We start from the raw sequence: 13,826 nt of genomic DNA, 5'->3' as shown, positions 1-13,826 counted from the left end.
GCTGTGGCAGAGGCGGGGGGCTTCTCCGCCGCGCTGCCCGCTCTGAGCAAGGCGGGGAAAGACGATGTGCGGATCGGATCGAGGGGGCGAGAGGCGACGACCGGGCAGTGACCGGCGCAACCGGGTGTCTGCCGACGGTGGCTTTGCCTGCCCGCCGCAGTCCGGCATCGACGGTTCCGTGACGGCCGCCCCTTCTTCTTCGACCCTGCGAAAGCGCGTGTATCCCACGCGCTTTTTTCTTTGCCTGCAAGGCCTTGCCGAAAGGAGATCGGCATGAACGTGGCAATCGGAAATCTGCGCACGCTGGTGCTGAATGCCGACATGCAGCCCCTCTCTTGGGCGCCTCTGTCCGCCTGGAGTTGGCAACAGGGGCTGGTGGCGGTGCTGCAGGAGCGCGTCATTCAGGTGAAGACCTACGAGGGGCTGCGGGTCTCCTCGGCCAACCAGAGCTTCGAGATCCCGGCGGTGGTGGCGCTCAAGACCTATCGGCGGCGCAAGAAGGTGCCCTACACCCGGTTCAACGTGTTTCTGCGCGACGAATTTCGCTGCCAGTATTGCGGGCGGCGGTTCCCGGTGTCGGAGCTGACCTTCGACCATGTGATCCCGCGCGCGCGTCTCGGCGGCAGCCGCTGGACGAATATCGTCACCGCCTGCGGTCCGGACAATCTGCGCAAGGGTTGCCGGACCCCGAAAGAGGCCGGGATGCGGCTTCTGCGCGCGCCCTTCGAGCCCAGCCCGCGCCAGCTTGACGACATTGCACGGCGACTGCCGATGGCCAAGGACGGCCTGCATCAGACCTGGCTCGACTTCCTGTACTGGGACAGCGAGCTGGAAGAATGAGCCTACCCGCTCAGGTCACGTCGGCGCAGGCGAGCCGGTCGAGCAGCGCCGCCACATCTTTCGCCGGAACCGGCTTGCTGAACAGATAGCCCTGCGCCTCGGTGCAGCCCTCGCGGTCGAGCGCGTCAAGCTGCGCCTCGGTCTCCACCCCCTCGGCGGTCGAGACCATGCCAAGGCTCAGGCACATCCCGGTCACCGCCCGCACGATCGCCGCACTTTGGCGCGAGTGCCCCAGCCCCGCGGTGAAGGCGCGGTCGATCTTCACCTTGTCGAAGGGGAAGCGTTGCAGATTGCGCAGCGAGGAATAGCCCGCGCCGAAATCGTCCATCGCGATGCGCAGCCCCAGTGCCTTGAGCCGTTCGAGCGTGGCGAGCGTCGCCCGCGTCTCCTTCATCATCACCGTCTCGGTGATTTCCAGTTCCAGCCGGTCCGCCGCGAGCCCGGTGCGGGCGAGCGACGCCGTGATCGCCTCGGCCAGACCGATATGGGCGAGTTGCACCGGCGAAAGGTTGACTGCCACCCGGAGGTTTTCAGGCCAGGTCATCGCCGCCGCGCAGGCCTCGGACAGCACCCATTCGCCGATCGGCACGATCAGCCCCATCTCTTCGGCCAGCGGAATGAAGGTCTCGGGCGAGACCGAGCCGCGGTCGGGATGGTTCCAACGCAAGAGCGCCTCGAGACAGGAAACCCGGCGCGTCTTCATGTCGATGATCGGCTGGAAGAACAGCTCGAAATCGCGCGCGGCCCAGGCCCGGCGCAGATCGCTTTCGAGCGCGCGGCGCTGGCGCATCCGTGAGTCGCTTTCGGGCTCGAAGAAGCGCAGACAGCCCGAGCCGTCGGCCTTCGCCCGGTAAAGCGCCACATCGGCGGCCTTCACCAGCGCCTTGGCACTGAGCCCGTCCGAAGGCGCCATGGCGATGCCGACGCTGGCGCCGATGCTGATCGGACGGCTGTCGATCTCGAAACCGGTCTCGACCGTGCCGATCAGCCGTTCGGCCAGCGCCACGGCGACGCGCGGATCATCGGTCTCGGTCAGCAGCACGGCGAATTCGTCGCCACCCAACCGCGCCAGCGTGTCGGCCTCGCTCACCTCGGTGCGCAGCCGCTCTGCCACCGCAGAGAGCAGCGCATCGCCCGCCGGATGGCCAAGCGTGTCGTTCACCTCCTTGAAGCGGTCGAGATCGATCAGCAGCACGGCACAGCCGCGGCTGCGCCGCACCCGAGCGAGCGCGGTCTCGAGCCGCTCAAGGAACACCGCCCGGTTCGGCAGACCCGTCAGCCCGTCGTGATGGGCCAGATAGGCGATGCGCTCATGCGCCTCGAACCGGTCGGTGACGTCAAAGGCGATGCCGCTGATCCGCTGCGCCACACCGGCCGCATCGCGGTCGACCCGGCCAAAGGTCTCGATCCAGCGCAGGCCGCCGTCTTGCCGCTCGACGCGATACTGGATGTTGTAATCCGCCGCCCCGGGGGCCAGCGCCGCCGTCGCCGCAGCAAGCGCCATCGGGCGGTCGTCGGGGTGCAGGCAGGACAGCCATTCGTCGATCGTGATCGACGCTTTCGCGGGGTCGAGCCCGTGCTGGCGCAGGAAAAGTTCGGAGCATTCCGAGCTGTCCTCGATGCAATTCCACTGCCAGGGGGCGGCGTTCGCGGCGTCGAGCGCAAAGCGCAGCTTTTCCTCGCTTTGGCGCAGGGCTTCGAAAATCTTCACGCTCTGGCTGATGTCGCGCAGAATCGTCGAAATGCCCACGATCTGGCCCGCCGGATCGCGGATCGGCGAGAGCGTGATCGAAACGTCGAGCACGCGCCCGTCGCGGGTGCGCAGCTTGGTCCGGAAATTCTCGATCGCTTCGCCCTGGCTCAGCCGGGCAATCAACTCGGCGCTGTGGCTCACGGCGTCGGCGCAGATCTCGCTGAGCTGTCGGCCGAGCATCTCGGTGGGCGCATAGCCGAGCATCGCTGTCGCGGCCGGGTTCCAGGTGGTCAGGGTTCCGTCGAGCCGATGCGTCAGGATCGCATCGTTCGAAAATTCGATCACCGCCGCATTGAGCTGCGCAATGCCGTCGGCACGTCGCGTTTCGGCCAGGGCAACCGCTTGTGCACGCACGAACATTTCCGCCAACAATACGATGAAGGCAGAGGCGGCCATATAGATGAGCTGCGCAAGGTCATGGCCCGTACCGGCCTGCGGCACGAACAGGAAATGGATCTGCAACGCGGTGAGGGCGACGACGATCAGGCCGATCTCGACACGCAAAAGCGCCGCTGTCAGCGTCACCGTGGGCATCAGCGGCAGATAATTGAGTTCGGCTCCAAGCGCCTCCAGCCCTTCGCGCAGCGCGCTGCCCGCCGCGATCAGCCCGAGCCCGGCCAGCAACTGAACCCAGAGCGAGGCCCGTGCACGCCACGTCATCGCGCGCTGCCAGGACCCGTAAATCACTTTCGGCAACGCGGCCCGATGGTCCGCGGTCTCTGCAGACAAAGGCATGAGCGGTGCGGTCATGGTGTCTCCAACGCGCGCAACGCATTGCTGATCACCGCCCCGGCGCGGAAGCGGTCTGCGAAGGATACAGGGATTTTCCCAAATTCAAAGCGTCGCTGTGTCGCCGGGGCGGGGATCAGGCCCCCGCCTCCCACAGGACACGTCCGCCACAGATCGTCAGCGCGATGCCAAGATCGGGAATCGCCTCGGGCGCGCAGGCCTCGATATCTCCGCCGAGCATCACCAGATCGGCCGCCATGCCGGGTTTGAGCGTGCCGGTGACATGGTCGCGATGCGCGGCCCAGGCGCCCCCCGCCGTATAGGCGCGCAGGGTTTCCATCAGGCTCAGGCATTCGTCGGGGCAGCCCTCGAACGGGGTCCGCGTCACCCCGGCATGGATGCCGCGCAGGACCGAGACATCGGTCACCGGCCAGTCGCTCGAATAGGCGACATGCGCGCCGCCCTCGGTCGCGAGCGTCTTCCACAGATAGGCGTCACGCCAGCGCGCGCGACCGATCCGGGTCAGCGTCGGTTCGAGCGGAAACTCCATCGCGCCGGGCGGGTGGGGCGGCTGCAGGCTGGCGGTGATGCCGAGCGCGCCAAGGCGGGGAATGTCGGCGCGGTCGATCAGCTCGATATGTTCGATGCGGTGGCGGGCGTCGCGGGCGCCATTGGCCGTCCGGGCCGCCTCGATCCCGTCGATCGTCGTGCGCACGGCGCCGTCGCCGATCGCATGGACGGCGATCTGCAACCCGCGCCGGTCGATCTCGGTCGCGATGGCCTTGAAGGTCTCGGGCTCGAACAGCGGGAAGGAGCGGTGCCCGGGCTGGTCGATGTAGTCGTTGATCATGTAGGCGGTGCGGCTGTCGACGACGCCATCCATGAACATCTTGACGAAGCCCGAGCTGATCCAGGCGCTGTCGAAATCGCGCATCATCGCCGAGGCGCGTTCGAGCGCCTCCAGCCCCATATGCGGCTTGAAGTGGAAGGGCACCTTGACGCGCAGCAACAGCGTGCCCTCGGCCTGCATTTCGGACAGGAGTTCCAGCGTGTAGCGGTTGCCGTCCATGTTCACGAGGCTCGTCACCCCGTGTTTCGCGCAATGCTGCATCCCGGCAAGGATCATCGCCTTGTCAGCGGCGCGTTCCGCGGCCGTGGGCGGGGTCGCGGGTTCTTCGCCGGTGGCGATGCCAAGGTTGATCCGCGCCTCGCCGCCCAAGGCGATGATCGGCCCGAAAGCCTCGAATTCGCGCAACTCGCCCGTGGCAAGGCCGGTTTCGTCCAGAACGACCTCGTGCCCGTGCGGCATGGGGGCGCCCTGCATCAGGCCGGTGGCTTGCAGCGCCGCCGTGTTCGCCCAGACCGTGTGGTGATCATGCGACATCATCGCGATCGGGCGGTCGGCGATGATCGCATCCAGATCGTGACGGCTGATCGGATGGCCGAGCATGCCGTAATCCGCGCCCTGCGCCATCAGAAGCGGCCGGTCGGGATGGGTGGCGGCAAAGGCGCGGAAGGCGGCCGTGATCTCTTCGATGCCGTGCAGGTGATCGAGATGCAGATGCGCCAGTTCCGCCCCGCCAAGGCCCAGATGGACGTGGCCCTCAAAGAAGCCGGGCAGGACGGTGCGGCCCCCGGCATCGATCACCCGGGTTGCGGGCGTGGCCAGCGCCATCACCTCGGCCGTGGTGCCAAGGGCAAGGATGGCCTCGCCCGACAGCGCAATGGCTTCGGCATGGGGGCGGACGTCATCCATCGTCAGGATGCGGGCGTTCGTCAGGATCAGATCGGCGGTCGGCATGGCAGGCGCTCGGGCATGAGGAAAGGGCCACGCCCCGGGCGTCGGGGCGTGGTCGGGCAAGCGGTGTCAGAGGCTTACTTCTGCAATTCGGTCCAGATCGCGTTCTGATAGTCGAGCGCCTTGCCGGTGCAGATCGTCACGAACTGCCCCTTGTCGGCAAATTCGGCGGGCGTGATCAATTCCGGCGCGGTCTTCATGTCTTCGGGCAGGAAGGCTTCCGAGCCCGCGATCCCGTTCGCATAGCGCGCAAAGGCCGAGAGCATCGCCGCGTTTTCCGGCTGCATGATGAAGTCCATGAACAGATAGGCGTTGTCGACGTTCTTCGCGTCCTTCAGCAGCACGACGTTGTCCATCCAAAGGCCATAGCCTTCCTTCGGATAGCCGTAGGCCACATCCTTGTTGCCCAGACGCGCCCGCATCGCCGAGCCGTTCCAGTCCACCGTCGCCGCGTAATCGTTGTTCGTCATCTTCTCGACGGTCGAATAATCCATCGAGAGCCATTTCGGTTTCGCCGCCAGAAGATCGTCGCGCACCTTCTTCATGATCGCCGGATCATCCGAGCAGACCGTGCCGCCCTCGTACATCGTGGCGAGCGCCATCACGTCGCCCATCTCGGGGATGACGTTGATCTTGCCCTCAAGCTCGGGCGGCGGGTTCATGAAGATGGCCGAGGTGTTGATGTCGCCGCCGTAAACCTTGGTGTTGACCGACATCCCGGTCGAGCCCCATTGCCACGGGATCGACCATTCCCGGCCCTTGTCCCAGGCGACATCCATCCATTGCGGGTCAATGTTCTTGTGGTTGGGCAGGCGGGCCAGGTCGAGTTTCTGGATCAGGCCCTTTTCGGCATAGATGCCGACGAAGCCCGCCGAGGGCACGACAAGGTCAAAGCCCGAGGCCCCCGCCTCGACCTTGGCGAGCGCGGTGTCGTTGCTGTCGAAATCGGTGATCGTGACCTTGACCTTGTAGGTCTCTTCGAACTTCTTGATCAGATCGGGGCTGGTGTAGTTGCCCCAGTTATAGAGGAACAGCTCCCCTTCGGCGGCGGCAAGCGTCGCAGAGCACAGAAGCATCGCAGAGGCGGCAAGCAGTTTTTTCATTGTGTCTCTCCCGGTTGGTTCGTTCATTCGTCTCAGCTCTTGCGGCGGCTGAGCAGGAAAAAGCCCGACAGCAGCACCAGCGTCAGCCCCAGAAGGGCAGCCGAGAGCGCGTTGATGTCGGGGGTCATGGCGCGGCGCAGCTGGCCGAGCATGTAGGTGGGCAGGGTGTCCTGCCCGGGGGATTTGATGAATTCGGTGATGACGACATCATCGAGCGAGGTGACGAAGGCGAGCATCCAGCCCGCCAGAATGCCGGGGGCAAGCTGGGGCAGGGTGACGAAGCGAAAGCTCTGCCACGGGCTCGCGTAAAGATCGGCCGCGGCGGTTTCCAAGGTCAGATCCATCCCCTCGAGCCGCGCGCGGATCGGCAGATAGGCGAAGGGGATGCAAAAGGCGGTGTGGGCGACGACCAGATAGCCGAGCCCCGCATAGCCCGTCGCGGCCTTGATCGCGGCGACGACGATCAGAAGGGCGACGGCGGTGACGATCTCGGGCACCATCAGCGGCTGGTTGATCGCGGCATAGATCGCGGTGATGCCGAAGAAGGCCGGGCGGCGGGTGGTGCCAAGCGCGGCCAAGGTCGCAAGCCCGGTCGAGAGGATCGCGGCCAGCGTGGCGACGATCAGCGAATTGGCCGCCGCATTCATCACCGCGTCGTTGTTCCACGCCTTCACATACCAGTCAAAGGTGAAGCCGTCCCAGGTCGCGACCGAGGGCGCGGCGTTGAAGGAATAGATCACCAGCGTCAGGATCGGCGCATAAAGCCCGGCAAAGACGAAAAGCGCGGTCGGGCCGACGCCCGGCAGGTCGGCGACATGAAAGGCCCGAGGCTTAGCCATCGCGTTTCTCCCCGTTGATCGCGCGGACATAGACCAGCAGCGCCGCCATCACGATCACCAGAAGCACGATCGAAATCGCCGCGCCGAGCGGCCAGTTCCGGCCCTGACCGAACTGCAGCTCGATGAAATTGCCCAGCATCATCAGCTTGCCGCCGCCCAGAATCCGCGGTGTCACATAGGCGCCAAGGCAGGGCACGAAGACCAGGATCGAGCCCGCGACGATGCCCGGCCGTGCGATCGGCAGCACCACCCGCATCAGCACCTGCCAGCGCGAGGCGTAAAGATCGTAAGCCGCTTCCAGAAGCCGCAGATCGAAGCGTTCAAGCGAGGCATAAAGCGGCAGCACCATCAGCGGGAGATAGACATAGACCATGCCGATGAGCAGCGCCCCCTCGGTATAGGTCATCTGCAGGGGGGCGGAGATCACGCCCAGATGCAGCAGGATCGTGTTCAAAAGCCCCTCGTTGCGGATGATCTGGTTGATCGCGAAGGTGCGAATCAGAAGATTCGTCCAGAACGGCAAGGTGATCAGAAACAGCCAGAAGGCGCGTTGGTTTGCGGGCCTTGTGGCGATGAACCAGGCGGTCGGAAAGCCCGCGAAGAAAGACAGGATCGTCGTCACCAGCGACAGGCTGACCGAGCGCCAGAAGATCGTCAGATGCGCCTCGGCCAGATGCAGGCTGTCGTCGAAGATGTCACGCTCGACCACCACCTTTTGCCAGCCATCAAGCGAGAAGCTCCAGACGACGTTGCCGTAATCGCCGGGTGTCAGAAAGGAATAGATCAGGACCAGAACCAGCGGCCCGATCGCCGCCGCCATCAGCACGACGAGCGCCGGGATGACCAGCAGCCAGGCGTTCCGGGTTGTCTTGGCGCGCTGCGCCTGTTCGGCGGCGCTCATCTCAATCCCTCAACATCTGCGCGGCGCCCGGCATCGGCAGCACGCCGACCCGGTCGCCGATGGACAGACCGATATCGCCGCTCGCCGGGCTTTGCAGCCGCGCCGTCAGCGCCGTGCCATCGACGAGCGCCATGTGGCAATGCGTGTCGGTGCCAAAATAGACCAGATCGCGGACGGTGGCCGCAATCGCCCCCGCGGTGGCGGGCGCCACCAGCCGCAGCTGCTCGGGCCGGATCGCCACGGTGACGGGGCCGTGCAGCACGCCCTCGACCGGGATCAGATCGCCCGTCGTCAGCCGCGCGCCGCCGGTTTCGCCCACCGCATCCAGAAAATTCGTCTCGCCGATGAAGGCGGCCACGAAGCGGTTGATCGGATGGGTGTAAATCTCCTTCGGCGTGCCGACCTGTTGCACCTTGCCCGCGCTCATCACCGCGATGCGGTCCGACATCGTCAGGGCTTCTTCCTGATCATGCGTCACGAAGATGAAGGTGATCCCGGTTTCATGCTGCAACCGCTTGAGTTCGATCTGCATTTCCTTGCGCAGCTTCAGATCGAGCGCGGAAAGCGGTTCGTCGAGCAGCAGCACTTTCGGATGCGGGGCCAGCGCGCGGGCCAGCGCCACGCGCTGTTGCTGCCCGCCCGAAAGCTGGGTGATCTTGCGCCCGGCCATTGCTTCAAGCCGCACAAGGGCGAGCATCTTCGCCACCGTCTCGTCGATCTCGGCGCGCGGCTTGCCCTGCATTTTCAAGGCAAAGCCGACATTTTCCGCGACGGTCAGATGCGGAAACAGCGCATAGCTTTGAAACACCGTGTTGATCGGGCGGCGGTTCGGCGGCAGCACGGTCACATCCTGACCATCGAGCAGGATCGTCCCGGCGCTGGGCATCTCGAACCCGGCAAAAAGCCGCAAGAGCGTGGTCTTGCCACAGCCCGAGGGGCCGAGAAGCGTGAAGAACTCGCCCTGCTGGATGTCGAGAGACACCGTATCAAGCGCGCGCACGGCGAAATCGCCCGTGCCGAATGCCTTCACCAGATTGCGTGCCGAGATGACGGGAGCTGCCACGCCAGATCCTTTCGGATTTGATCATATTGAGTCGAGTGTTGTGGCGATCCGCCGCGCTGGCAAGGGTTTCTTTTGGTGGACGCGAAATCATTGATCGAATGCACATAAAATCAGCAGCTTGGCGCGGCGGGTGGTTTCGGTCGCTCTCGTCAGGGTTGCGCGGCCTGCTCGAAGCCGAATCGATCCGCGCGATGCGAGGGGCAGGGGCGGGCGCTCAGACAGCGGATTGACGCCGGAAAATAATTTGATCATATTTTCGCAAGGGGCGATCCCGCCCATGCTGCGCCGATCCCGGCGCGACGTGCCGCGCGGCGGCACCCAGACCGGAAAGGACAGCCGATGTTCGAAAACCACCTTCCCACCGCCGAGTTGCAGGCGCTCGACGCCGCCCACCACATGCACCCGTTCACCGATGGCGACGGGCTGGCGAAGAAGGGCGCGCGGATCATGACCAAGGCCAAGGGCGTCTGGGTCACCGACAGCGAGGGTCAGGAGATCCTTGACGGCATGGCCGGGCTCTGGTGCGTCAACGTCGGCTATGGCCGCGAGGAACTGGTCGAGGCGGCGGCGAAGCAGATGCGTCAGCTGCCCTTCTACAACACCTTCTTCCAGACCTCGCATGTCCCGGCGATCCAGTTGGCGAAACGTCTGGCCGAACTGGCCCCGGGCGATCTGAACCATGTCTTCTTCAACGGCTCGGGCTCGGATTCGAACGACACCAACATCCGCATGGTGCGCCGCTACTGGCAGGCGCTCGAAAAGCCCGAGAAGAATGTGATCATTTCGCGCTGGAACGGCTATCACGGCTCGACCATGGGCGCGGCGAGCCTTGGCGGGATGAAGGGCATGCACGCGCAGGGCGGGCTGCCGATTCCGGGCATCGTGCATATCGACCAGCCCGACTGGTGGTCCGAGGGCGGCGATCAGAGCCCCGAGGAGTTCGGTCTGGCCCGCGCCCGTCAGCTTGAGGAAAAGATCCTCGAAATCGGCGCGGAAAACGTCGCGGCCTTCATCGGCGAGCCGGTGCAGGGTGCGGGCGGCGTGATCATTCCGCCCGCGACCTACTGGCCGGAGATCCAGCGCATCTGCCAGAAATACGATATCCTGCTGATCGCCGACGAGGTCATCACCGGCTTTGGCCGCACCGGAAACTGGTTCGGTTGCCAGACCTTCGGGATCACCCCCGACATCATGACCGTCGCCAAGGGCATGACCTCGGGCTACATCCCGATGGGCGCCTCGATCGTCTCGGACAAGGTCGCGAAGGTGATCAACGGTTCGGATGAATTCGCGCATGGCTACACCTATTCGGGCCATCCGGTCGCCGCGGCCGTGGCGCTGGAAAACCTGCGTCTGCTCGACGAGGAGGGGATCGTCGCCCGCGTGGCCGCTGAAACCGCGCCGTATCTGAAGGCGAAATGGGAAAGCCTGACAGCGCATCCGCTGGTGGGCGAGGCGAAGATCGTCGGCATGATGGGCTCGATCGCGCTGACGCCGAACAAGGCGACGCGGGCGAAGTTTGCTGCGAAATCGGGGACGGTGGGCTACATTTGCCGCGAGCGCTGCTTTGCCAACAACCTTGTCATGCGCCATGTCGGCGATCGCATGATCATCTCGCCGCCGCTGGTGATCACGCCTGCCGAGATCGACATCCTGATCGAGCGCGCGTTGAAATCGCTCGATGAAACGCTGGTTCGGATCAATGCCGAAGGGCTGAACCAAAGCGCCTGAGCCCCCGGGCGCTGGTCGGGTCGGGGCCTGTTTCGGCCCTGGCTCGACCTCTCAACCGGGGTCGGCCGCAGCCAGAAGCTCGCGGACGTTTTCCATCCCCTGCAGGATGTCGAGCCGGATCGCCTCCGCCACGCCCTCGGGGTCATGCGCCCGCATCGCCGAAAGCGCCGCCTGATGCATGTCGGGCAGGTTCGAGGTGCCAAAGCGCCCGCACATCACCCGCAAAGCGGGCGCCGAGCGCAGCCACAAAGCCTCCACCACCGGCAGGATCACCTCGGTTCCCGCCAGCGCGTAAAGCGTCATGTGAAAGCGGTGGTTCTGCACCATGTATTGATGCGTGTTGCCCTGCGCGATGGCCGCGGTATGGGCGGCGTCGATCGTCTCGAGCGCGTCGATATCGGCATCGCTGGCCCGCAGCGCGCCTTGCCGCGCCAGCTCGGGTTCGAGCGCATTGCGCGCAAAGATCAGCTCGTCGACCTGCGCCACGCTCAGCACCGGCACGGTGACGCGGCGGTTGTCGTGAAACTGCAACGCCCCTTCCGAGGTCAGCCGCCGGATCGCCTCGCGCACCGGGGTCACGCCCGCATCAAGACGCGAGACCAGCCCCTGAATCGTGACCGGATGGCCCGGCGCCAGATCGCCCGACAGGATCAGATCGCGGATGCCGCGATAGACGCTCAGATGCGCGGGTTCTTTCGGGGCAAGACTGTCCACAGCGATCCTTTCGGGGGTCGGGATCGGGTCAGGATAGCCGGTTTTCCGCAATCGCGAAAGATGATCAAATTCCGGGGGCGCCCAGCCCCGCGAAGGTCGCAAGCCCGCAGGCCGTGGCCCCCGCAAGCGTCGCCAGCACGACCGAGTGGCGGGCAAACCAGACCAGCAGCACGGCGGCAGTGCCAAGCACAAGGGGCAGGGGGGCGGTGCCCGGGCTTTGCAGCATCGGCAGCACCGAAGCGGTGAAAAGCGTCGCAATCGCCGCCGGGCCGGTGGCGGCAAAGAAGCGCCGCAGCCGCCCGTCGGGGGCGCCCTTGCCGAGCGGCAGTTTCGTCGGCACGACGCGGAAGGCCCAGGTGGCAAGCCCGGTCAGCGCGGCCAGGGCAAGAAGTTCGGCTCTCATGCGCGGCCTTTCTGCAAGGTTCCGGTGGCGGCGCCCGCCGCGATCCCGGCGAGGATGCCAAGGGTGGGGCTGAGCACGAGGCTGCCCAGAACCGTCGCGCCGATCGCCACCACGACGGGGCCAAGCTGGCGCCGGTCGAGGATCGACAGCAGCAGCGCGAGGAACAGCGCGGGCAGCATGAATCCAAGCCCCGCATCAAGCGCCGGAAAGGCTTTCAGCGCCTCGCCCCCGGTTGCGGCGCCAAGCGCGGTTCCGGCGATCCACGCGAGATAGGCGCCAAGGCCGAGCCCGCCGATGAAGCCCTCGGAAAAGCCTTGCCCGCGGGCCAGCGCGCCGAGGCTTGCGCCGAAGACCTCGTCGGTCAGACACCAGCCCCAGGCCCAGGAAAACCGGGTGCTGGCGGCCTTGCCCGCCTTTTCCAAAAGCGCCGGGCCATACATCACATGGCGCAGGTTCATCGCGGCGAGCGTCGCGGCCGAGACGAGGACGGGGGCGCCGCTCGTCACCAGCGCCAGCGCCAGAAACTGCGCCGCGCCCGCGAAGATCACCACCGAGAACATCACCGCCTCGGCGGGGCTCAACCCCGCGCGAATGGCCGCGACGCCAAACGAGAAAGCGATGGGAAAATAGCCCAGGATCAAGGGGATGGCGGCCAGAATTCCGTCACGAAAACGGGGGGTGTCGGTCATGCGCTCCTCGCGGCGTGGCCTTCTCGATCCGGCCGGGACGCCTGCGGTATAAGGAACGGCGGGTCGCAAATCAATCGCATCTGCTCAGGATTTGGGCAAAGGCGGAGGATCGCGTGTTCGTGGGCAAGCGTGAAGGGGCGAGGGCTTGCGCGGCGGGCCGATTGCGGCCCAAGAGGGGCAAAGCCTTGAAAGGACGTGCGATGATCCTGCGTGACAAGCCAAGCCCCCTTGATCTTGCCTTTGCGCTCAAGGGCTCGATCGTGCCCGCGGTGGTGCGGCCGGTGGCGGTCGTGGCGGTGGTGGCGACGGCCCTGACCGGGCTTGGTCTGCGCTTCGAGGTGTTGCCGGTGGTCGATCCGGTGGCGGTGACGGTCTTCGGTCTCGCGCTGTCGCTGTTTCTGGGCTTTCGCAACAATGCCGCTTACGAACGCTGGTGGGAGGCGCGCAGGCTTTGGGGGGGCTTGCTCGCCGATCTGCGGATGCTCGCGCGCGAGGCCGAGGTGTTCATCGCCGATCCCGTCCTGCGCGCCGAGGTGCTGCGCGATGCCCTGGCCTTTGCGCATTTGCACCGGGCGCGGCTGCGCGGGGTTCCGGGGGATGCGGAGTGTCTGCGGCGCGCGCCCGATCTGAGGGACACGCCGAACCCGCCCTGCGCGGCGCTCGACCGGCTGACGGCGCGGATCGCTTCGGCGCATCGCGACGGGCGCATCGACGGGTTCGGGGCGCGGGCGCTGACCGGGCGGTTGGCGGCGATCACGCTGGCGCAGGCGGGCAATGAGCGCATCGCGGGCACACCCTTGCCCTTCGTCTATTCGCTGCTGATCTACCGCACGATCTACATCTATTGCCTGCTCTTGCCCGTTGCGCTTTTTGCGGCCGCGGGCTGGCTCACGCCGGTGATCGTGGCGATCGTCGCCTATGTGTTTCTGGGTCTGGCCGAGGTCTCCGAGGAGATGTCGCATCCCTTTGGCACGGCGCCGAATGCGCTGCCGTTGGATGCGATCTGCCGCGCGATGGAGATCAGCCTCGCGCCGCATCTGGGCGAAGAGGCGCCAGAGCCGCTGGCGCCGGTCGAGTATCTGCTGAGCTGACTGGGTTCGGGCGGAACAGGAAAGGCACTGCCTTTCCCCGCCCGCCGTGCGACCCCGTTGCACGACCGCATCCCCAAGCGCGACAGAGGCCTGCGCTCCGCCCCGGCGGCGCGAATGCGCCCGCCATGGGCGGGGCGGGCGCAGGCCGAGGGCCTTTGGGCCCCCGGCGATC

At 65.9% G+C, this 13,826-nt stretch carries 13 protein-coding genes; 3 read left to right on the top strand and 10 right to left on the bottom strand.

Annotated features, from left to right (window positions below; genetic code table 11):
* Positions 1-273: 273 nt before the first annotated feature.
* Positions 274-840, top strand: coding sequence for an HNH endonuclease (locus tag C8J30_RS09760; protein WP_110805661.1), 567 nt, complete (start codon positions 274-276; stop codon positions 838-840).
* Positions 841-850: 10 nt separating this feature from the next.
* On the opposite strand, the gene C8J30_RS09755 is transcribed toward C8J30_RS09760, so the two are convergent.
* From C8J30_RS09755 to C8J30_RS18305, 7 genes are all read right to left on the bottom strand, one after another.
* Positions 851-3,253 carry a putative bifunctional diguanylate cyclase/phosphodiesterase gene (locus C8J30_RS09755; protein ID WP_181420836.1) on the bottom strand — a complete coding sequence of 801 codons (2,403 nt, stop codon included), beginning with the start codon at positions 3,251-3,253 and terminating at the stop codon, positions 851-853.
* A 205-nt stretch (positions 3,254-3,458) separates the two neighbouring features.
* A complete protein-coding gene (locus tag C8J30_RS09750) occupies positions 3,459-5,123 on the bottom strand; it encodes an amidohydrolase (RefSeq protein WP_110805659.1) in 1,665 nt (554 codons plus the stop codon).
* Positions 5,124-5,197: 74 nt separating this feature from the next.
* Complete coding sequence (locus C8J30_RS09745; RefSeq protein ID WP_110805658.1) at positions 5,198-6,223, bottom strand: extracellular solute-binding protein; 1,026 nt, start codon at positions 6,221-6,223, stop codon at positions 5,198-5,200.
* A 32-nt stretch (positions 6,224-6,255) separates the two neighbouring features.
* Complete coding sequence (locus tag C8J30_RS09740; RefSeq protein ID WP_110805657.1) at positions 6,256-7,062, bottom strand: ABC transporter permease; 807 nt, start codon at positions 7,060-7,062, stop codon at positions 6,256-6,258.
* On the bottom strand, positions 7,055-7,963 hold the full coding sequence (locus tag C8J30_RS09735) for an ABC transporter permease (protein ID WP_110805656.1): 909 nt from the start codon (positions 7,961-7,963) through the stop codon (positions 7,055-7,057). Before C8J30_RS09735 ends, C8J30_RS09740 begins: the two co-directional genes overlap by 8 nt.
* A gap of 1 nt (position 7,964) precedes the next feature.
* On the bottom strand, positions 7,965-9,026 hold the full coding sequence (locus C8J30_RS09730) for an ABC transporter ATP-binding protein (protein ID WP_110805655.1): 1,062 nt from the start codon (positions 9,024-9,026) through the stop codon (positions 7,965-7,967).
* An 87-nt stretch (positions 9,027-9,113) separates the two neighbouring features.
* Positions 9,114-9,380: a hypothetical protein gene (locus tag C8J30_RS18305; protein ID WP_146227889.1), complete on the bottom strand. Its 267-nt coding sequence runs from the start codon at positions 9,378-9,380 to the stop codon at positions 9,114-9,116.
* Between C8J30_RS18305 and C8J30_RS09725 the strand changes: the two genes are divergently transcribed.
* On the top strand, positions 9,366-10,757 hold the full coding sequence (locus C8J30_RS09725; RefSeq protein WP_110805654.1) for an aspartate aminotransferase family protein: 1,392 nt from the start codon (positions 9,366-9,368) through the stop codon (positions 10,755-10,757). The two genes, C8J30_RS18305 and C8J30_RS09725, sit on opposite strands and share 15 nt — an antisense overlap.
* Before the next feature lie 51 nt (positions 10,758-10,808).
* Here the strand turns inward: C8J30_RS09725 and C8J30_RS09720 are convergent, their stop codons facing one another.
* The 3 genes from C8J30_RS09720 to C8J30_RS09710 all read right to left on the bottom strand — a co-directional run bounded on the left by C8J30_RS09720 (position 10,809) and on the right by C8J30_RS09710 (position 12,563).
* Positions 10,809-11,471, bottom strand: coding sequence for a GntR family transcriptional regulator (locus C8J30_RS09720; RefSeq protein ID WP_110805744.1), 663 nt, complete (start codon positions 11,469-11,471; stop codon positions 10,809-10,811).
* 64 nt (positions 11,472-11,535) lie between these two features.
* On the bottom strand, positions 11,536-11,874 hold the full coding sequence (locus C8J30_RS09715) for an AzlD domain-containing protein (protein ID WP_110805653.1): 339 nt from the start codon (positions 11,872-11,874) through the stop codon (positions 11,536-11,538).
* Positions 11,871-12,563: an AzlC family ABC transporter permease gene (locus C8J30_RS09710; protein WP_110805652.1), complete on the bottom strand. Its 693-nt coding sequence runs from the start codon at positions 12,561-12,563 to the stop codon at positions 11,871-11,873. Before C8J30_RS09710 ends, C8J30_RS09715 begins: the two co-directional genes overlap by 4 nt.
* Before the next feature lie 200 nt (positions 12,564-12,763).
* On the opposite strand from C8J30_RS09710, the gene C8J30_RS09705 reads away from it, so the two are divergent.
* Positions 12,764-13,654: a bestrophin family protein gene (locus C8J30_RS09705; protein ID WP_110805651.1), complete on the top strand. Its 891-nt coding sequence runs from the start codon at positions 12,764-12,766 to the stop codon at positions 13,652-13,654.
* The last annotated feature ends 172 nt before the right edge of the window (positions 13,655-13,826 follow it).

Origin of the sequence: Rhodobacter viridis, from assembly GCF_003217355.1 — a bacterium.
Taxonomy (GTDB): Bacteria; Pseudomonadota; Alphaproteobacteria; order Rhodobacterales; family Rhodobacteraceae; genus Rhodobacter; species Rhodobacter viridis.
This window is presented reverse-complemented; position numbering and strand designations above follow the sequence as displayed.